Source organism: Vogesella oryzagri, assembly GCF_040148885.1.
Classification (GTDB): domain Bacteria; phylum Pseudomonadota; class Gammaproteobacteria; order Burkholderiales; family Chromobacteriaceae; genus Vogesella; species Vogesella oryzagri.
Genome location: NZ_JBEFLD010000001.1, coordinates 536,961 through 556,519, shown reverse-complemented (window position 1 = coordinate 556,519; position 19,559 = coordinate 536,961). Strand labels below are relative to the sequence as shown.

General features: G+C 63.3%; 13 protein-coding genes. 10 read left to right on the top strand and 3 right to left on the bottom strand.

All coding sequences use genetic code 11. From position 1 onward, the window contains the following. Positions 1-377 precede the first annotated feature (377 nt). Positions 378-1,961: an L-aspartate oxidase gene (gene nadB, locus ABNW52_RS02680; protein ID WP_349583639.1), complete on the top strand. Its 1,584-nt coding sequence runs from the start codon at positions 378-380 to the stop codon at positions 1,959-1,961. A gap of 66 nt (positions 1,962-2,027) precedes the next feature. Here the strand turns inward: nadB and ABNW52_RS02675 are convergent, their stop codons facing one another. Further along, entirely contained in the window at positions 2,028-4,316 is a 2,289-nt protein-coding gene (locus tag ABNW52_RS02675; protein ID WP_349583636.1) for a PAS domain-containing sensor histidine kinase, read from the bottom strand. 213 nt (positions 4,317-4,529) lie between these two features. Here ABNW52_RS02675 and ABNW52_RS02670 point away from each other — a divergent pair, with 213 nt between their 5' ends. The 9 genes from ABNW52_RS02670 (at position 4,530) to ABNW52_RS02630 (ending at position 17,702) form a co-directional block, all read left to right on the top strand. Next, a complete protein-coding gene (locus ABNW52_RS02670) occupies positions 4,530-5,528 on the top strand; it encodes a TRAP transporter substrate-binding protein (RefSeq protein ID WP_349583633.1) in 999 nt (332 codons plus the stop codon). Between the two features lie 66 nt (positions 5,529-5,594). Beyond that, positions 5,595-6,209: a TRAP transporter small permease gene (locus ABNW52_RS02665; RefSeq protein WP_349583630.1), complete on the top strand. Its 615-nt coding sequence runs from the start codon at positions 5,595-5,597 to the stop codon at positions 6,207-6,209. Then, positions 6,206-7,489: a TRAP transporter large permease gene (locus ABNW52_RS02660; protein ID WP_349583628.1), complete on the top strand. Its 1,284-nt coding sequence runs from the start codon at positions 6,206-6,208 to the stop codon at positions 7,487-7,489. Before ABNW52_RS02665 ends, ABNW52_RS02660 begins: the two co-directional genes overlap by 4 nt. Before the next feature lie 268 nt (positions 7,490-7,757). Next, positions 7,758-10,031: an NADP-dependent malic enzyme gene (locus ABNW52_RS02655; protein ID WP_349583626.1), complete on the top strand. Its 2,274-nt coding sequence runs from the start codon at positions 7,758-7,760 to the stop codon at positions 10,029-10,031. A 130-nt stretch (positions 10,032-10,161) separates the two neighbouring features. Continuing rightward, a complete protein-coding gene (locus ABNW52_RS02650; RefSeq protein ID WP_349583624.1) occupies positions 10,162-10,407 on the top strand; it encodes a PhaM family polyhydroxyalkanoate granule multifunctional regulatory protein in 246 nt (81 codons plus the stop codon). Between the two features lie 72 nt (positions 10,408-10,479). Beyond that, on the top strand, positions 10,480-13,929 hold the full coding sequence (gene dnaE / locus ABNW52_RS02645) for a DNA polymerase III subunit alpha (protein ID WP_349583621.1): 3,450 nt from the start codon (positions 10,480-10,482) through the stop codon (positions 13,927-13,929). A gap of 137 nt (positions 13,930-14,066) precedes the next feature. Continuing rightward, the gene (locus tag ABNW52_RS02640) at positions 14,067-14,678 is read left to right on the top strand and encodes a LysE family translocator (RefSeq protein WP_349583619.1); all 612 of its coding nucleotides are present in this window, start codon (positions 14,067-14,069) and stop codon (positions 14,676-14,678) included. A gap of 24 nt (positions 14,679-14,702) precedes the next feature. Continuing rightward, positions 14,703-15,932, top strand: coding sequence for an anion transporter (locus tag ABNW52_RS02635; RefSeq protein ID WP_349583617.1), 1,230 nt, complete (start codon positions 14,703-14,705; stop codon positions 15,930-15,932). Between the two features lie 99 nt (positions 15,933-16,031). Continuing rightward, on the top strand, positions 16,032-17,702 hold the full coding sequence (locus ABNW52_RS02630; RefSeq protein WP_349583615.1) for a SulP family inorganic anion transporter: 1,671 nt from the start codon (positions 16,032-16,034) through the stop codon (positions 17,700-17,702). A gap of 79 nt (positions 17,703-17,781) precedes the next feature. Here ABNW52_RS02630 and accD read toward each other — a convergent pair whose 3' ends face one another. Together accD and trpA are read right to left on the bottom strand one after the other, a co-directional pair. Beyond that, positions 17,782-18,654, bottom strand: coding sequence for an acetyl-CoA carboxylase, carboxyltransferase subunit beta (gene accD / locus ABNW52_RS02625; protein ID WP_349583613.1), 873 nt, complete (start codon positions 18,652-18,654; stop codon positions 17,782-17,784). A 77-nt stretch (positions 18,655-18,731) separates the two neighbouring features. After that, on the bottom strand, positions 18,732-19,526 hold the full coding sequence (trpA, locus tag ABNW52_RS02620; RefSeq protein WP_349583611.1) for a tryptophan synthase subunit alpha: 795 nt from the start codon (positions 19,524-19,526) through the stop codon (positions 18,732-18,734). Between the last annotated feature and the right edge of the window lie 33 nt (positions 19,527-19,559).

Here is a 19,559-nt window from a genome sequence, read left to right as displayed (position 1 = left end):
CAAAGAAACCGAATCCCAGTGTTACCACTGACATCCGTGTCACTTTCTCTTGCAGTGCAAGTGTCTGGCTCGCCAGGCACTTACACCTATCGGTTATTCGTTTTGTTAAAGAGCGGTGCTGACTTCGTTTCGTTGCGTCGTCAGCAGAGGAGGCGAACTATACCCAGCCAACCCACACCCGTCAACACCCGCCACCACAGAAAACCCGACAAAATCGACAAGTCGTTGATCTGTAACGCCCACAAAATGCAAAAAAGCTTGGCCGCAGGTGACGACCGCTATCTGCACATCCCCGTCGCACACAGCCAGCCCCCCATCTGCTACTCTGTTGTGCTGTTTTTGACACGTTACGGCACTGCGACGGCGGGACCCGGGAAATGACGAACCTTAAATTTGATGTACTGATTATTGGCAGTGGCCTGGCAGGCATGACGCTGGCGCTGCATCTGGCGGAAAAGAAGAAGGTAGGCCTGATTACCAAGCGCGATTTGCTGGAAGGCAGTTCCAGTTATGCGCAAGGCGGCATTGCCGCGGTACTGGATACCAGCGACTCTATTGAAGAGCACATCCACGACACCCTGGTGGCGGGCGCCGGCCTCTGTAATGAGGACACCACGCGCTTTATCGTGGAGAACTCTAAAGACGCCATCGACTGGCTAGTGGACTTGGGTGTGCCGTTTACCCGCGACGACAGCCACCAGACCGGCTTCCACCTGACGCGCGAAGGCGGCCACAGCCATCGCCGCATCATCCATGCCGCCGACGCTACCGGCGCCGCGGTGACCAGCACGCTGGGACAGAAGATCAAAGCGCATCCGAACATCACGCTACTGGAAGACTATATCGCCATCGACCTGATCACCTCGCGCAAGCTGGGGCTGGAAGGCAAGCGTTGCTTCGGCGTGTATGCGCTGGACAAGATTGGCGATCACGTTATTACCATTGCCGCCAGCCAGACCATTCTGGCCTCCGGCGGCGCCGGCAAGGTGTACCTGTACACCACCAACCCGGACACCGCCACCGGCGACGGCATTGCCATGGGCTGGCGTGCCGGTTGCCGGGTGGGCAATATGGAATTCATTCAGTTTCACCCGACCTGCCTGTACCACCCGCACAGCAAGTCGTTCCTGATTTCGGAGGCGGTACGCGGCGAAGGCGGCATCCTGCGTCTGCCGGACGGCACCCGTTTCATGCCGCACCACGACGAACGCGCCGAGCTGGCGCCGCGCGATGTGGTGGCGCGCGCCATCGACTTCGAAATGAAGAAGCATGGCCTGGATTGCGTCTACCTGGACATTTCCTACAAGCCGGCCAGCTTCATTCAGGAGCACTTCCCCAACATCTACGCACACTGCCTGGAGCTGGGCATCGACATCACCCAGCAGCCGATCCCGGTGGTGCCGGCCGCGCACTATACCTGCGGCGGCCTGGTCACCGACCTGAAAGGCCGCACCGATGTGGAAGGTCTGTACGCGGTAGGCGAAGTGGCTTGCACCGGCCTGCACGGTGCCAACCGCCTGGCCAGCAACTCACTGCTGGAATGCATGATCATCGGCAAGGCCGCCGCCGCCGATATCCTGGGCAGCAAGCCGGTGAAACTGCCGAGCATGCCGGACTGGGACGATAGCCAGGTCACCGACCCGGACGAGGAAGTGGTGATTTCGCACAACTGGGACGAGCTGCGCCGCGCAATGTGGGACTACGTGGGTATCGTACGCACCAACAAGCGACTGGAACGCGCGCAAAACCGCATCAAGCTGCTGTCAGAAGAAATCAACGAGTTCTACAGCAACTTCCACATCACCAACGACCTGATCGAGCTGCGCAACCTGGTGCAGACCGCAGAGCTGATCGTGCGCTCCGCCCTGCTGCGCAAGGAAAGCCGTGGCCTGCACTTTAGCCGCGACTACCCGGAAACCCTGCCGGAGGCGCAGGAAACCATCCTGACGCCACCGCAGTAGTGCGCGCACGGAGGTGAACAAGGTTGGCCGCATACCCTGCGGCCAACCTTTTTTGTTATCTGCCCCCTACTCGCCCTGATATAGCGGCAAGGTGAACCAGAAGGCACAACCGCCGGTCAGCGGCGCGCTGACACCGAATTCGCCACGATGGTGCTCGACGATGGAGCGGCAGATATTGAGGCCGATGCCCATGCCCTGCGGCTTGGTGGAGTAAAACGGCGTAAACAGATTCTCGCGTATCTGCTCCGACAGCCCCGGGCCATTGTCCACCACCTCCACCCGCCAGAACTGTGCCCCCACTGCGCTGTACAAGCGCACCGTTGGCCGCGGCGTATCCGCCTCGCGCATCGCCTCCACCGCGTTCTTGACCAGATTCAGCAGCACCTGCTCGATCAACACCGGGTCCATCTCCACCCGTTGCCCACCGGGCGCCGGCTCCAGCAACAGCTGCATGCCGTACTTGTCGGCCATCGGCTGCGCCAGCGCCACCGCGCGCCGTACCGCCAGGTCCGGATCGCACAGCTCCAGCTGCGGCGCGTGCTTCTTCACGAAGGCGCGGATGCTGTTGACGATCTGCCCGGCGCGGCGCGCCTGTTCGGCAATCGCCTGCACCGCCTCGCCCACACCATTGCTCTGCGCCGTACTGCTGGGCAGCTTGCGCGCCAGGCCGGCGGCGTAGGTGGAAATGGCGGTGAGCGGCTGGCCCAGCTCGTGCGCCAGCGACGAGGCCATCTCGCCCATAGCGATCAGCCGCGAGGTGGTCTGAAAACGCTCCTCCTGCGCCCGCTCGCGCGCGGCGCGGGCACGCGATTCGGTGACATCCACCAGCATGCACAACCAGGCCGGCTCGCCATCCACCCATTCGATACCGCGGTACTGCAGCTGGTACCAGTTGCGACCGCGGTCCGGCGAGTACTCCAGGTTGGCCGCCAGCTGTTCCAGCCCGCGCGCCAGCCCCGGCAGCAACGGGCAGTAGGCGCCCTCGGCATCGAAGCCGCCCCAGCCGCTGGCAAATGCCGGATTGGCATACAGCAGCTGCCGGCTGTCGCCGTCCACCACGCACAGACCGCTATCCAGCCCGTTGAGTACGGTGAGGAAACGCTGGTGCGAGGCATTCAGTGCCAGTCGTTTTTTCTTCAGCTCGGTAATGTCGTACATCGATGCCACCCAGCCCTCCTGCCGCTCACCCTGCAGCAAGGGCGCCGCGTACAGCCGCACCTCGAAGCGCTCGCCGGCGCGATCGCGGAACGGCAGCTCGAAGCCATGCTCCGGCAGTTCGCCGGCCAGCATGGCGCACATCGCCGCCATCAGCAGCGCGTGGTCTTCCTCGGCCCAGAAGCTGTACGGCAGCTGCTGGCCAACCAATTCTTCCACCGTCAGGCCGGTCAACTCGCACATGGCGCGGTTGACGCGCAGGATGGCGCCGTGCCGGTCAAAGGCGATCAGCCCGCTTTTCATGCTGTCTTCCACTGCGCGACGGATCGACATCTCGCGCTGCAGCGCCTGCTCCACCTGCGCCCGCTGCCGCACGTGGCGGCGGATACGCCACAGCAGAAACAGCAGCGCCAGCACCAGCAGCGCAATCAGCACACTGAGCACCGGCAGCGTCAGGCCGATGCCGGTGCGGTAGCTGATACCGCGCAGCATCACGCCGTACCCCGGCGGATCGAAGCTCAGCTGGTGCGACTGCGTGCCCTGTGGCGGTGCCTGCTCGAACTTGCTGGCCAGCGCGCGACCCTCCAGGTCCACCAGACTGATGTGGTATTTGGAGGCGATCCACCACGGCACCTGCTGTTGCAACAGGCCGCTCATGCTGTACACCAGCCGCACCCCGCCGATAAAACGGCCCTGCTGCAGCAGCGGCACCGCCAGATCAAAGCGGAAGTGGCCATCCGGGCCGACATAAGGTTGGCCGTAACTCAGCCGCCCCAGCTTCTCGGCGCGCCACAGGGCGTCGTAGGCAGTCCCGGTCAACTGATGCGGCTCGCGCCCCAGGCTGTCCAGCTGCACCGCACCGTCGCGGCCAACCCACTGCACCGCCACGATCTCGCGACTCTCGCGTTGCAGCAGCTGTGCCGCCGCCAGAAAACGCTTGCCCTGCACCGCACTGACCGGCGGCAGGTCTTCTTCCATATTGTCCAGCCAGCGCTGGTGCTCTTCCATGTGCAGGCGCAGGCTCTGATCCAGCCACAGCAACTCCTGGATCAGGCTATCGCGCTGCTCGTCCTGCCAGTCCTTGTAGACCACCCAGAACAGTCCGCTCAGTGCCGCCAGCAGACCGACCAGGATCAGCGCTGCCCCCAGCCATAAACGACGCGGCGCGGCATGGGAAATGGAGAGATCTTTCAGGGTCATGGAAGTCTTTCAAGGTTGGCCGCAGCGAGCCGCACACTGGCGCAGCCTGCTCATCCCCAACATTAGGGAAATCCCTGATGCGGAATTCCCCAATGGCATCGGTAAGTCACAACTCCTAGTGTGCAGCATGTGATCTGTCTGCCTGTCAGACAAGATCGCCTACACAGAAAACACAACAAGCAACACAACATGTGAACACAGGAGAGTAGCAAGATGAAATTCAAGTATGCCGCCCTGATCGCCGGTGTCGCCTTTGGCCTGTCCGGTATCGCCAACGCCGCCGATTTCGTGATCAAGTTCAGCCACGTCGTGGCGCAGGACACCCCGAAAGGCAAGGCCGCCGAATACTTCAAGAAACTGGCCGAAGAACGCACCAAAGGCCGGGTACAGGTACAAGTGTTCCCCAACAGCCAGCTGTACAAGGACAAGGAAGAACTGGAAGCGCTGCAGCTGGGTGCGGTACAGATGCTGGCCCCGTCGCTGGCCAAGTTCGGCCCGCTGGGCGCCAAGGAATTCGAAGTCTTCGACCTGCCCTATATCTTCGACAATTACGACGAGCTGCACAAAGTCACCCAGGGCCCGATCGGCATGCAGCTGCTGTCCAAGCTGGAAAGCAAGGGCATCAAGGGGCTGGCCTACTGGGATAACGGCTTCAAGATTTTCTCTGCCAACAAGCCGCTCAAGTCGCCGGCCGACTTCAAGGGCCTGAAGATGCGCATCCAGTCGTCCAAAGTACTGGAAGAGGAAATGCGCGCGCTGGGCGCCCTGCCGCAGGTGATGGCGTTCTCCGAGACCTACCAGGCGCTGCAGACCGGCGTGGTGGATGGCACCGAAAACCCGCCGTCCAACATGCTGACCCAGAAGATGCACGAAGTGCAGAAGTACGCCACCGTCACCAACCACGGCTACCTGGGCTATGCAGTGATTGTGAACAAGAAGTTCTGGGATGGCCTGCCAGCTGACATCCGCACCACGCTGGATGGCGCGATGAAGGATGCCACCGTGTACGCCAACAAGATCGCGCAGCAGGAAAACGAAAACGATCTGGCCAAGATCAAGGCCTCCGGCAAGACCCAGATCTACGTGCCAAGCGCCGCCGAGCGCGCCGCCTTCAAGAAGGCACTGGTGCCGGTACACACCAAGATGGATGACCGCATCGGCGAAGGCCTGGTGCAGCTGATCTACAAACAGACCGGCTACACCCCGAACTAAGCCCCGTCCGTAACAGCCAGGTTGGCCGCAACACCATGCGGCCAACCTTGTATCTGGAGTCACACCATGAAATTCCTCGACCATCTCGAGGAGTGGCTGATTGCAACCCTGATGGCGGCGGCAACACTGATCACGTTCTTTGCAGTGGTGCACCGTTACGGCAGCGGCATCGAGTCACTCCAACCCTATCTCGCCCACATCCACACCAGCTGGGCACAGGAACTGACCATCTACTTGTTCGTGTGGATGGCCAAGTTCGGCGCCGCCTATGGCGTGCGTACCGGCATCCACGTCGGCGTGGATGTGCTGATCAACAAGCTGTCCGACAAGAACCGCGGCCGCTTCATCATCATCGGCCTGCTGGCCGGTGCGCTGTTCACCGGCATCGTCGGCACCCTGGGCGCCAACTTCGTGTGGGAAATCGGCCATACCGACCAGACCTCGGCCGACCTGGAACTGCCGATGTGGCTGGTTTACCTGGCGGTGCCGTGCGGCTCGTACCTGATGTGCTTCCGCTTCCTGCAGGTGATGGTGGGCTTCCTCAAGACCGGCCACCTGCCCAAGCACGACCATAGCCACGTCGAAGGCATGGACGACGTTGCCGATGACAGCAACTGGTTTGCGCTGGACGACAACCTGCATCCGCACGACATCAAGAACAACGGAGGCAACAAGAAATGAGCGCACTCATCATTTTTGGTCTGCTGCTGGTGCTGATGCTGACCGGCATGCCGATCTCCATTTCGCTGGGTCTGACGGTACTGACCTTCCTGTTCACCATGACTGACGTACCGATCGAGGCGGTGGCGCTGAAGCTGTTCACCGGCATCGAGAAGTTCGAGATCATGGCGATTCCGTTCTTCATCCTCGCCGGCAACTTCCTCACCCACGGCGGCGTGGCGCGGCGGATGATCAAGTTCGCCTCGTCCATGGTCGGCCACTGGCATGGCGGCCTGGGTCTGGCCGGGGTGCTGGCCTGCGCACTGTTTGCCGCCGTATCAGGCTCCAGCCCGGCCACCGTGGTGGCGATCGGCTCCATCCTGCTGCCGGCGATGGTGAAGCAGGGCTTCCCCAACAGCTTCGGCGCCGGTGTGATCACCACCTCGGGTGCGCTGGGCATCCTGATCCCGCCATCGATCGTGATGGTGATGTACTCGGTGGCCACCAACACCTCGGTGGGCCAGCTGTTCATGGCCGGCGTGATCCCCGGCCTGATGCTGGCGGGCTTCCTCGGCTTCACCACCTGGTGGCGTGCGCGCAAGTTCGGCTACCCGCGTCTGGCCAAGGCTAGCCTGGCGCAGCGCCTGCAGGCGTTCCGTGAAAGCATCTGGGGCCTGTTGCTGATCGTGGTGGTGATCGGTGGTATCTACACCGGTATCTTCACCCCCACCGAAGCGGCCGCCATGTCGGCGGTGTATGCCTTCATCGTGGCGGTGTTCGTGTACAAGGACCTGACGCTGAAACAGGTGCCCAAGGTGCTGCTGGACTCGGCCAGTATGTCGGCAATGCTGTTGTACATCATCACCAACGCGGTGCTGTTCTCGTTCCTGATGACCAGCGAAGGCATCCCGCAGGCGATGGCCAGCTGGCTGATCGACGCCGGCCTCGGCCCGGTGGCTTTCCTGCTGGCGGTGAACGTGATCCTGCTGCTGGCCGGCAACGTGATGGAGCCGTCGTCCATTGTGCTGATCTTCGCGCCGATCCTGTTCCCGGTGGCCACCGCGCTGGGCATCGACCCGGTGCACTTCGGCATCCTGATCGTGGTGAACATGGAAGTCGGCATGTGCCACCCGCCGGTGGGTCTCAACCTGTACGTGGCCTCCGGCATCACCAAGATGGGCATCACCGAGCTGACCGTGGCGGTATGGCCATGGCTGCTCACCATGCTGGCGTTCCTGGCGCTGGTGACCTATGTACCGGTCATCTCGCTGTGGCTGCCACGCACGCTGGGCATGATGTAAACGTTGGCCGCACCGCCAGCCTGCCGGCCCTGTCCGCGCCTCGCGCAGCATGGGGCCGGCAACCGGCTGGCAGTGGCCAGCGCCCACCCGCAGCGGCCCGGCCATGCCGGGTCCGCCCGCTTACGGGCCAGCTACCGTGCCGGCTGCCTGACGCGACGCAACGCCTGTCGCGTTTTTTGTCGGACACGGTCATAGCCCAATCCAAGGGTTCGCCCTATAATGCCTACCCTCTCCACACCCTCTGAAATAACAATCAGGAGCCAACAGAATGGACGAGCAACTGCGCCAAGCCGCACTCGAGTTCCACCAGTTCCCGCAGCCGGGCAAGATCCAGGTCGCCCCTACCAAGCCGCTGGCCACCCAGCGCGACCTGGCACTTGCCTACTCGCCGGGCGTAGCAGCTCCTTGCGATGCGATCGTGGAAGATCCGCTGAATGCCTACAAGTACACCGCCCGTGGCAACCTGGTTGCCGTGGTGACCAACGGCACCGCGGTGCTGGGTCTGGGCAATATCGGCCCGCTGGCCGGCAAGCCGGTGATGGAAGGTAAAGGCGTACTGTTCAAGAAATTTGCCGGCATCGACGTGTTCGACATCGAACTGGCCGAGAACGACCCGGACAAGCTGGTCGACATGATCTGCGCGATGGAGCCGACCTTCGGCGGCATCAACCTGGAAGACATCAAGGCGCCGGAGTGCTTCTACATCGAGAAGAAGTGCCGCGAACGCATGAACATCCCGGTGTTCCACGATGACCAGCACGGTACCGCCATCGTGGCCGCCGCCGCGGTACTCAACTCGCTGCGCCTGGTGAACAAGGAAATCGGCAACGTGCGCGTGGTGGCCTCCGGCGCCGGCGCCGCCGCCATTGCCTGCCTGGAGCTGCTGGTGGCACTGGGCGTGAAGCGCGAGAACATCACCGTTTGCGACTCCAAGGGTGTGATCTACCAGGACCGCGACGACAAGATGGACGAATCCAAGAAGCGTTTCGCCATCCCGGACAACGGTCAGCGTAAGCTGGCCGACGCCATGGTTGGCGCCGACATCTTCATGGGCCTGTCCGGTCCGAAACTGGTGACCCAGGACATGGTGAAATCCATGGCCGCCTACCCGGTGATTCTGGCCATGGCCAACCCGGAGCCGGAAATCCTGCCGCCGCTGGTAAAAGAAGTTCGCCCGGACGCCATCATCGGTACCGGTCGTTCCGACTTCCCGAACCAGGTGAACAACGTACTGTGCTTCCCGTTCATCTTCCGTGGGGCACTGGATGTGGGCGCCACCACCATCAACGAAGAGATGAAGCTGGCCACCGTGCGCGCCATCGCCGACCTGGCCATGGCCGAGCAGAACGATGTGGTCGCCACCGCCTACGGTGACCAGGAGCTGTCCTTCGGTCCGGAATACGTGATTCCGAAACCGTTCGACCCGCGCCTGATCGTGAAGATCGCCCCGGCCGTGGCCAAGGCCGCCATGGATTCCGGCGTTGCCACCCGCCCGATCAAGGACTTCGACGCCTACGCCGACCAGCTGGCGCAGTTCGTGTACAAGACCAACCTGTTCATGAAGCCGGTGTTCTCCCAGGCCAAGAAAGCGCTGAAACGCGTGGTGATGGCCGAAGGCGAAGACGAGCGCGTGCTGCATGCCACCCAGGAAATCGCCGCGCAGGGTCTGGCCTTCCCGATCCTGATCGGCCGTCCGTCGGTGATCGAGAAGCGCATCAAGAAACTGGGCCTGAAGCTGGAAATCGGCAAGGATTTCGAGCTGGTAAACAACGAGTCCGACCCGCGCTATGCCGAGTACTGGAAAGACTACTACCAGCTGATGAAGCGCAAGGGCGTGTCGCAGGAACAGGCGCGTCGCCGCGTGATCGGCAACACCACCCTGATCGGTGCGCTGATGGTGCGCCGCGGTGAAGCCGATGCCATGATCTGCGGCACCTACGGCCCGTATCGCCAGCACTTCGACATCATCGAGAACGTGATCGGCTACGCCCGCCAGGACAAGGTAGCCGCCGCGATGAACGCGCTGATCCTGCCGTCCGGCAACATCTTCATTGCCGACACCTACGTCAACCCGAACCCGGACGCGGAACAGCTGGCTGCCATCACCGAGATGGCCGCCGAATCCATCCGTCGCTTCGGCATTCAGCCTAAGGCTGCGCTGCTGTCCAATTCCAGCTTCGGTACCTGGAACTCGGAAGGCGCCTGCAAGATGCGCGATGCGCTGGCCCTGGTGCAAGAAGCCCATCCGGAACTGGAAATCGATGGCGAAATGCAGGGTGACGCAGCACTGGTGGAAAGCATCCGCCAGCAAGCCATGCCGGAAAGCACGCTGAAAGGCGCGGCCAACCTGCTGGTAATGCCGAACGTGGAAGCGGCCAACATCAGCTACAACCTGCTGCGCGTATCGGCGTCCGACGGCGTGACCATCGGCCCGATCCTGATGGGCATGGCCAAGCCGGTGCACATCCTGACCCCGATCTCCTCGGTACGCCGCATCATCAACATGGTGGCACTGGCCGCCGTGGATGCCGCCTGCAACTAAGCCGGGCGCGGTAACACAGACAAACGGACACCTGCGGGTGTCCGTTTTTTATTTCGCCGCCCGCGCGCCAGCAGCGATGCGCTAAGATGAAGCCATCATGCCGGCAGCGCCGGCCACTCCGGAGACCATCATGAGCGCCGACTTCAACCCCGCAGACCCATTTGCCATGTTCCGCCAGCTGCTGCAATCCGCCACCCCGCCCGGCGCCCAACCGTTTCTGCCGCCGATGACCGAAGAAGAAGTCGAACGCAAGATTGCCGAGCTGCGGGTAGTGGAAACCTGGCTCACCATGAACCTGGGCATGCTGTCGATGCAGATCAAGACCCTGGAAATGCAGAAGGCCGCCCTGGCCGCCATGAAGCCCAAGGACCTGTAGCCTTCAAGGTTGGCCGCCCGCTGCGGCCAACCTTGTCATGACGCCCGCGCACGCGCCCGTTACAATGGCGGGATGAATGCACCCCGCTTTGTCCACCTCCGCCTCCATTCCGAATTCTCTGTCAGCGACGGTATCGTCCGCCTCGACGACGCGGTAAAACGCGCCGTCAAGGATGGCATGCCGGCACTGGGCATGTCGGACCTGATGAACATCTTCGGCATGGTCAAGTTCTACAAGGCCTGCCGCGGCAAGGGCATCAAGCCCATCGTGTCCTGCGACATCTGGGTAGAGAACGAAGCCGACCCGGACAAGCCCAGCCGCCTGCTGCTGATGGTGAAAAATCGCGCCGGCTATGGCCGCCTGTGCGAGCTGCTGGCCGAGGCCTACACCCACAACCAGCATCGTGGCCGCGCCGAGATCAAGCGCAGCTGGCTGGAAGACGGCGACAACAGCAACCTGCTGTGCCTGTCAGGCGCCCATCTGGGCGACGTCGGCATCGCCATTGCCAACGGCAACTTGGACGAGGCGCGCAGCCGTGCCGAGCACTGGGCGCGGCTGTTTCCGGGCAGCTTCTATCTGGAAGTACAGCGGGTGGACAACCCGCAGGTGGAAAACGTGGTACAGGGCACGCTGTGCCTGGCCGGCGACACCGGCCTGCCGGTGGTGGCTACCCACCCGATCCAGTTCATGGAGCCGGACGACTTCAAGGCACACGAGGCGCGGGTGTGCATCGCCGAAGGCTATACCCTGTCCGACAAGCGCCGGCCGAAGGACTTCGCCGAGTGCCAGTACTTCATGACGACCGAGGAGATGCTGGCGCGCTTTGCCGACATCCCTGAGGCACTGCAGAACACGGTAGAGATTGCCCGCCGCTGCAACATCACCGTGCAGCTGGGCAAGAACTACCTGCCGCAGTTCCCCACCCCGGACGGCATGACGCTGGACGATTACCTGGTGCACCTGTCCAAAGAAGGCCTGGAGACGCGACTGGAAAAGCTGTATCCGGACCCGGAAGTCCGCGCCGCCGAGCGCCCGCGCTACGACGAACGGCTGGCCATCGAGTGCAAGACCATCATCGACATGGGCTTCCCCGGCTACTTCCTGATCGTGGCCGACTTCATCAACTGGGCGAAGAACAACGGCTGCCCGGTAGGCCCGGGCCGCGGCTCCGGCGCCGGCTCGCTGGTAGCCTACAGCATCGGCATTACCGATATCGACCCGCTGGCCTACGCGCTGCTGTTCGAACGCTTCCTGAACCCGGAGCGGGTATCGATGCCCGACTTCGATATCGACTTCTGCCAGGACAACCGCTACCGCGTGATCGAATACGTGCGCCAGGCCTATGGCGCCGAGGCGGTGAGCCAGATCGCCACCTTCGGCACCATGGCCGCCAAGGCGGTGGTGCGCGACGTCGGCCGCGTGCTGGACCTGCCGTACATGTTCTGTGACGGCGTGTCCAAGCTGATTCCCGCCGCGCCCGGCAAGCAGTATTCGCTGGATGACGCGGTGGAAATGGAGCCGGTGCTGCGCGAGCGGCTGGACAACGAGGAAGAACTGCGCCAGCTGTGGGAGCTGGCCAAGAAGCTGGAAGGCCTCACCCGCGGCATCGGCATGCACGCCGGCGGCGTGCTGATCGCGCCGGGCAAGATCACCGACTTCTGCCCGGTATACCAGGCCAGCGGCGAAGACGCGGTGCCGGTATCGATGCTGGACAAGGACGACGTGGAACAGGTCGGGCTGGTGAAGTTCGACTTCCTGGGCCTGCGCAACCTGACGATTATCGACCTGGCGGTACGCTACATCAAAGCGCTGGACCCCAGCTTCACCACCGACATCAACCTGCTGGAATTCACCGACCCGGCCGCCTACAAGGTGCTGCAGCAGGCCAACACCACCGGCGTGTTCCAGCTGGAATCGGACGGCATGAAGCGGCTGCTGGAAAAGCTGAAGCCCGACCGTTTTGAAGACATCATCGCGGTACTGGCGCTGTACCGTCCCGGTCCGCTGGGTTCCGGCATGGTGGACGACTTCATCCTGCGCAAGGCCGGCAAGCAGGAGGTGGACTACTTCCACCCCGACCTGCAGGCCTGCCTGGACCCGACCTATGGCGTGATCGTGTATCAGGAACAGGTGATGCAGATCTCGCAGATCATCGGCGGCTACACCCTGGGCGGCGCCGACATGCTGCGCCGCGCGATGGGCAAGAAGAAGCCGGAGGAAATGGCCGAGCACCGCGGCAAGATTGCCGCCGGTGCCAAGGAAAAAGGCTACGACCCGGCACTGGCCGAGATGCTGTTCGACCTGATGGCCAAGTTCGCCGAGTACGGCTTCAACAAGTCGCACACCGCCGCCTATGCGGTGGTGTCGTACCAGACCGCCTGGCTGAAAGCGCATCACACCTCGGCGTTCATGGCCGCCACCATGTCGTCGGAACTGGACAACACCGATCAGCTGAAGGTGTTCTACGACGACAGCATCGACAGCAAAAACGGGCTCAAATTCCTGCCGCCGGACGTGAACGAAAGCTTCTACCGCTTCGTGCCGGTGGATCGCAAGCACATCCGCTACGCACTGGGTGCGGTGAAGGGTACCGGCGAATCGGCCGTCGATCACATTGTGGCGGTACGCAACGAAAGCGGCCCGTTTACCAGTCTGTTCGACTTCTGCAAGCGTACCGACAAGAAACTGGTCAATAAGCGGGTGATCGAATCGCTGATCCGCGCCGGCGCCTTCGACAGCATCGACCCGAACCGCGCCAAGCTGTTCGCCAACGTTGGCCTCGCCATGAGCGCCGCCGATCAGGAAGCGGCCAACGCCAGCCAGGGCGGGCTGTTCGACATGTTCGGCGACGATGTGGCCCCCAGCGTGGAAATGGTGGACTGCAAGCCGTGGACGCCGGCGGTGCAGCTGGCAGAAGAAAAAATCGCCATCGGCTACTACCTGTCCGGCCACCCGTTCTCTGCCTACGAGAAGGAAGTGCGCGGCTTCATCAAGACGCCGCTCAATCGCATCAGCCCCAAGCGCGAGCCGCAACTGCTGGCCGGCTTTGTCACCGGCATCCGTACCAAGGTGGGCAACCGCGGCAAGATGGCCTTTGTGCAGCTGGACGATGGCACCGCCAAGCTAGAAGTCAGCCTGTTCGCCGAGGCGGTGGACGCCAACCGCACCAAGCTGAAGGACGACATCGTACTGGTGGTGGAAGGCAAGGTCAGCGAGGACAAGTTCTCCGGTGGCCTGCGCATCATTGCCGACCAGTTGTACGAGCTGGGCGAGGCACGCAGCCGCTACGCCCGCAGCCTGGCGATCCAGATGAAGTCCAGCCACGACGTGAACTCGCTGCGCAATATTCTCACCCCGTACCGCAGCGAGGAGGCCGGCTGCCCGGTGCGCATTAGCTACCAGAACGACAAGGCCAAGGGCGACCTGATGCTGCCGCCGGAATGGGGCGTGCGGCTGGACGACAGCCTGCTGCTGACGCTGCAGGACTGGCTGGGCGACAACACCGTCAAGGTGTTGTGGTAAGCGGCGCCCACCGACACAACGGCAAGCTGCGGCTTGCCGTTTTTACATCTACCCCCCTGCTTGCGGCCAAGCTTGCTGCCTGACCTTGGCCACAGCAGCCGTTATCATTGTCACCTCCCCCCACAGGACCCCCCGCCATGCTGTCCTCGCTGCTGCTGTTCAGTGCCACCGCCGCCCTGCTCACCATCACCCCCGGCCTCGATACCGCGCTGGTGCTGCGCACCGCCGTCAACGAAGGCCGCCGTGCCGCGCTGGCCGCCGGCCTTGGCATTTGTGGCGGCGTGCTGGCCTGGGGCGTGATCGTGGCCTGTGGTCTGGGTGCGCTGCTGCACACCTCGGCCCTTGCCTACACGCTGTTGCGTGTAATCGGCGCCGCCTGGCTGCTGTGGCTGGGCGTACAGCTGCTGCGCCGCCGCAGCGAGCCTGCGGCCAACCCTGACACCACCACCGACACCGATGGCAACTGGTTCTGGCGCGGCGTGCTGACCAACCTGCTCAACCCCAAGGTGGGGCTGTTCTACCTCACCCTGCTGCCGCAGTTCCTGCAGCCGCAGGACAACGTGCTGTGGATGAGCCTGGCCATGGCGCTGATCCACGCGCTGGAGGGGGTGATCTGGTTCGCGCTACTGGTGCTGGTAGCGGCCCGCGCCAGCACCTGGCTGCAGTCACCGCGAGTACAGCGCAGCCTGGATCGCCTGCTGGGCGTCGCCTTCATCGGCTTTGGCGCCAAGCTGGCGCTGGATCACTAAACTTCCCACTACCCCCACCCAAACATGACCGCCACCATCGTCACCGTTTTCGCCCTGGTCTACCTGGGCATGATCCTGGGCGGCCTGCCCTTTCTGCAGCTGGACCGCACCGGCGTGGCGCTGCTGGGCGCCATCGCGCTGATCGGCCTGGACGCTGTCAGCCTGCAAGATGCCGTAGCCGCCGTGCACCTGCCCACCGTGATTCTGCTGTTTGCCTTCATGGTGGTGTCGGCACAGATGCGGCTGGGCGGCTTCTACAGCTGGATCACCCGTGGCATGGCGGCCCTGCCGGTGTCGCCGCCGCGACTGCTGGGGCTGCTGATCCTGCTGGCGGGCGCGCTGTCCGCCGTGTTCAGCAACGATATCGTCTGCCTGGCGATGGCGCCGGTACTGGCCGAGGCCTGCGTGCGCCGCCGGCTGAACCCGGTGCCGTTTCTGCTGGGCCTAGCCTGTGCGGCCAACATTGGCTCCGCCGCCACGCTGATCGGCAACCCGCAGAACATCCTGATCGGCCAGACGCTGCAGTTGTCGTTCTCCGGCTACCTGCTGCAGGCCAGCGTCCCGGTGCTGCTGGGCCTGGCGGCCTGCTGGGCGATCATCGTGTGGCAGAGTCGTGACAACTGGGTAGGCGATGCGCAGCAAGCACCGCTGCCGGAACAGCGCAGTAGTGACGAACAACCGCTCGACCGCTGGCAGACCATCAAGGGCCTGGCGGTCGCCAGCGCGCTGCTGGGGCTGTTCCTGTTCTCGCCGCTGCCACACGAACAGCTGGCGTTGGCCGGCGCCGGGCTGCTGCTGATGAGCCGCAAGCTGCACTCGGCGCGCATGCTGGGGCTGGTGGACTGGGAGGTGCTGGTACTGTTTGCCGGGCTGTTCATCGTCAACCACGCGCTGCAGGGCACCGGCCTGCCCGCCGAGGCGGTGCAGTGGCTGGCTGTGCAGGGTGTGCAGCTGAGCGAACCCTGGACGCTGTTCGGCACCACCTTCGTGCTATCCAACATCATCTCCAACGTACCGGCGGTGATGCTGCTGCTACCGGTAGCCCAGCATGAGCTGGCCGGCAGCATGCTGGCGCTGGTCAGCACCCTGGCCGGCAATCTGCTGATCGTCGGCAGCATCGCCAATATCCTGGTGGTGGATGCCGCCGCCCGCCACGGTGTGCGCATCGACTGGCGCCGCCACGCGCGCACCGGTGTGCCGGTCACCCTGGCCACCCTGCTGATCTGCGCCGCCATCTTTGCCTTGCGGCTGTAGCGGCCAGCACGCCGGCCCGGCAGCGGGCAGATAGCCCTTGAACTGGCACGCTCTTGTTAAGTAGTCTTCAGGACAACAGAACTCGAACAAGAAGCCACCATGCCGCCCCTGCCCGCTTTTCGTCCGCAACTGATCGACTCCCTGCGTCACTACAACCGGGCGCTACTGCAGCAAGACCTGCTGGCCGGCATCACCGTCGGCATCGTCGCACTGCCACTGGCGATGGCGTTTGCCATCGCTTCCGGCGTGTCACCGCAGGCCGGCATCTTCACCGCCGTAATCGGCGGCCTGCTGGCTTCGCTGCTGGGCGGCACCAAGCTGTGCGTCACCGGGCCTACCGGCGCCTTCATCGTCATCATCTACGGCATCGTGATGAAGTACGGGGTGGCCAACCTGATCATCTGCACCTTCATGGCCGGCGCCATGCTGGTACTGATGGGCCTGCTGCGGCTGGGGCAAGTGATCAAGTTCTTTCCGATGCCGTTGATCACCGGCTTTAGCAACGGCATTGCGGTGCTGATCTTTATCACCCAGCTGAAGGATTTTTTCGGCCTGCCGGTCGACAAGATGCCGGCAGGCTTCTTTGCCGTCATCGATACCCTGCGCTACAACCTGCCATTGTTCGACCCACTGACGCTGGTGATAGCCGCCGCATCGCTGGGGCTGATCCTGCTGTGGCCCAAGCGCTTCAACAGCCGCCTGCCCGGGCCGTTTGTGGCGCTGCTGCTGGCCACGCTGACGGTCAGTCTGTTTGACCTGCCGCTGGAAACCATCGGCAGCAAATTCGGCGGCATTCCGCAGGGACTGCCCGAATTTCACGGCCTGTCATTCGACCCGGAACACCTGTCGGACCTACTGGGGCCGGCATTTACCATTGCCCTGCTCGGCGCCATCGAATCGCTGCTGTGCGCAGTGGTGGCCGACAGCCTGACCGGCGACAAGCACGATGCCAACCAGGAGCTGATCGCCCAGGGCATCGCCAATATGGTGGTGCCGCTGTTTGGCGGCATCCCGGCCACCGGCGCTATCGCGCGCACCGCCACCAATATCGGCAACGGTGGCAAGACGCCGGTGGCCGGCATCGTGCATGCGCTATTGCTGCTGCTGGTGATCCTGGTGGCCGCGCCGTTGGCCGCCTACATTCCGCTAGCGGCGCTGGCCGCCATTCTGGTGGCGGTGGCACTGAAAATGGGGGACTGGGATATCCGCAAGGCGGCGCAGTTTCCCAAGCAGGACACCGCCATCCTGGTGGTGACCTTCGCGCTGACAGTGATTTTCGACCTGACCATCGCGGTGGAAATCGGGCTGCTGATCGCCGCCGTGCTGTTCATCCGCCGCATGGCGGCCAGCACCAGCGTGCAACAGCTGCTACCGGAACATGCCTACCTGTTCGAACGCCACTCCATCGCCGGCAAGCAGGTGCCGGCCGGCTGTGTCGCCTACCGGGTAGAAGGCGCGCTATTCTTTGGTGCTGCCGACACGGTGGAAAAACTGGCCAGCCAGCCCAGCAGCGTGCGCGTGGTGGTGCTGCAACTGCACCGCCTTGTGCTGCTGGATACCTCCGGCCTGCTGGCGCTGTCGGCGCTGAACCAGCGTTTGCAGGCGCAGCAGCGTACGCTGGTGATCTGCGGCGCCGGCAGCGAGGTGACGCGCATGATCAGCAACGCCAATCTGGCGCAGGAAATGGGCGTGCGCAACATTCAGCCCGACCTGACCACCGCCTTGCAGCGCGCCGAGGAGATTCTCACCGCCGGCGTGGTGTGGGGCTAACCCACTGTTGCGGCCAACGTTGGCCGCCGCCAAACAAAAAGCCAGTCCGTAGACTGGCTTTTTGATCACGCCGGGTGCATCAGGCGGCGACGGTCGGCTCTTTCTGCAGCATGGCCAGCAGCGTGGCCACCCGCATTTTCAGCTCGCGACGATCGACGATCATGTCGATGGCACCCTTTTCCATCAGGAACTCGGAACGCTGGAAGCCTTCCGGCAGGGTTTCGCGCACGGTCTGCTCGATCACGCGCGGACCGGCAAAACCGATCAGCGCGCCCGGCTCACCGATCACCACATCACCGAGGAAGGCGAACGAGGCGGACACGCCGCCCATGGTCGGGTCGGTGAGGATGGAAATGAACGGCAGCTGGTAGTCGCTCAGCAGCTGCAGCGCGGCTGAGGTCTTGGCCATCTGCATCAGCGAATTCAGGCCTTCCTGCATGCGCGCGCCACCGGAGGCGGCCACGCAGATGAACGGCGCGCGTGCTTCCACCGCGGCCTGTACGCCGCGCACGAAGCGCTCGCCCACCACCGAACCCATCGAACCGCCAATGAAGCGGAATTCGAACGCGGCCACCACGGCCGGCAGGTTGTGGATACTGCCCTGCATCACCACCAGCGCATCGTCTTCGCCGGTTCCGGCTTGCGCTGCGGTGAGACGATCCGGATAGCGCTTGCTGTCCTTGAACTTGAGAATGTCCACCGGCTTGACGTCGGCGCCGATCTCGCGGCGGCCTTCTTCATCCAGCAACATGTCGATGCGCGCGCGCGCGTCGATGGCGTGGTGATGGTCACACTTGGGGCAGACCTGCAGGTTGCTTTGGAGATCGGTGTGATACAACACCGCCTCACAGGCCGGGCACTTGCTCCACAGCCCCTCCGGTACCGCCGACGATTTCACCGCGCGGGTCTCGCGCTTGATTTTCGGCGGCAGGAGTTTGTTCAACCAGCTCATGCTGACTCCTTGATTCAAACACTGCGGCCAACTGGTCGTTGGCCGCAGTGGTGCTGGCACGGGTATCCAGCGTGTTCCTAACGGGTGGCAGCTTTCAATGTAGCTACCAGACGGGTCAACTGCTCTTTGGCAGTTTCTGGTGTAGCCGCCTCGATTTCCTGTACCAGGCGGCTACCCACCACCACCGCGTCGGCAGTGCCGGCGATGGCGCGGGTGGTTTCGGCATCGCGAATGCCAAAGCCGACACCGATCGGTACTTCAATGAACTGTCTAAGGGCGGCAATTTTACGCGCTACGTCGGCAATGTCCAGATTTCCGGCACCGGTAACGCCTTTTAATGACACATAGTAGACATAACCCCGTGCATGGCGGGCAATTTCACGCACGCGCTCTTCGGGGGTGGTGGGGGCGATCAGGAACACCGGATCCAGCCCGGCCGCAGTCAGCGCGGCGGACAGGTCGCCGGCTTCTTCCGGCGGACAATCCACGGTCAGTACACCGTCCACGCCGGCATCGGCGGCCGACTGGGCAAACTGCTGATAGCCAATGACATGCACCGGGTTGAGGTAGCCCATCAGCACCACCGGGGTGGTCTGGTTGCTCTGGCGGAAGATTTTCACCATCGCCAGCACGTCGCGCAGGCTCACCTTGTGTACCAGTGCTCGCTCGCTGGCACGCTGGATCACCGGGCCGTCGGCCATCGGGTCGGAGAACGGGATGCCCAGTTCGATGATGTCGGCACCGCCGTCCACCAGGCCGTGCATCAGCTCTACGGTGAGGTTGGGATGCGGGTCACCGGCGGTAATGAAGGGGATCAGCGCTTTTTCGCCGGCGGCCTTGAGGCGGGCAAAGGTTGCAGCAATACGGTTCATGGCAGGTTTCCTTGCTGGGCCGGCGTTCACGCG

Bases quoted from the DNA above. Each gene is read 5' to 3' on its own strand.
- nadB (WP_349583639.1), top strand. From the start codon at position 378: ATGACGAACCTTAAATTTGATGTACTGATTATTGGCAGTGGCCTGGCA.
- ABNW52_RS02675 (WP_349583636.1), bottom strand. From the start codon at position 4,316: ATGACCCTGAAAGATCTCTCCATTTCCCATGCCGCGCCGCGTCGTTTA.
- ABNW52_RS02670 (WP_349583633.1), top strand. From the start codon at position 4,530: ATGAAATTCAAGTATGCCGCCCTGATCGCCGGTGTCGCCTTTGGCCTG.
- ABNW52_RS02665 (WP_349583630.1), top strand. From the start codon at position 5,595: ATGAAATTCCTCGACCATCTCGAGGAGTGGCTGATTGCAACCCTGATG.
- ABNW52_RS02660 (WP_349583628.1), top strand. From the start codon at position 6,206: ATGAGCGCACTCATCATTTTTGGTCTGCTGCTGGTGCTGATGCTGACC.
- ABNW52_RS02655 (WP_349583626.1), top strand. From the start codon at position 7,758: ATGGACGAGCAACTGCGCCAAGCCGCACTCGAGTTCCACCAGTTCCCG.
- ABNW52_RS02650 (WP_349583624.1), top strand. From the start codon at position 10,162: ATGAGCGCCGACTTCAACCCCGCAGACCCATTTGCCATGTTCCGCCAG.
- dnaE (WP_349583621.1), top strand. From the start codon at position 10,480: ATGAATGCACCCCGCTTTGTCCACCTCCGCCTCCATTCCGAATTCTCT.
- ABNW52_RS02640 (WP_349583619.1), top strand. From the start codon at position 14,067: ATGCTGTCCTCGCTGCTGCTGTTCAGTGCCACCGCCGCCCTGCTCACC.
- ABNW52_RS02635 (WP_349583617.1), top strand. From the start codon at position 14,703: ATGACCGCCACCATCGTCACCGTTTTCGCCCTGGTCTACCTGGGCATG.
- ABNW52_RS02630 (WP_349583615.1), top strand. From the start codon at position 16,032: ATGCCGCCCCTGCCCGCTTTTCGTCCGCAACTGATCGACTCCCTGCGT.
- accD (WP_349583613.1), bottom strand. From the start codon at position 18,654: ATGAGCTGGTTGAACAAACTCCTGCCGCCGAAAATCAAGCGCGAGACC.
- trpA (WP_349583611.1), bottom strand. From the start codon at position 19,526: ATGAACCGTATTGCTGCAACCTTTGCCCGCCTCAAGGCCGCCGGCGAA.